This window comes from Sphingomonas sp. RS6, assembly GCF_054489705.1.
In genome coordinates, this window is record NZ_JBTMWM010000033.1 from 1 (window position 1) to 236 (window position 236).

Sequence of the window (236 nt, forward strand, 5' to 3'; positions counted from 1 at the left end):
CGACCGGCCTCGACCGCGGCGTTCATCGCGAGCACGCGCGTCTGGAAGGCGATCTTGTCGAGGCCCTCGATCACGCTGTCGATGCCCTTGGCGCTGTCGGCGACGCGGGTCATCGCCTGCACCGCCTCGTCGGCGATCGCGCGGCCGCCCGACACGGTGGAGATCGCCCCATCGGCGCGCGACACCGTGCCGCTCGCCGCCATCGCGGTGGCGCGCAGGCGCTGGTCCATCTGCGT

1 protein-coding gene is annotated in these 236 nt (G+C 73.3%); it reads right to left on the bottom strand.

Annotation, left to right across the window (positions count from 1 at the left end; translation table 11 throughout):
- A partial coding sequence (locus ACX40Y_RS18240; protein ID WP_459120994.1) for a methyl-accepting chemotaxis protein occupies nucleotides 1–236 on the bottom strand: 236 nt, incomplete at both ends.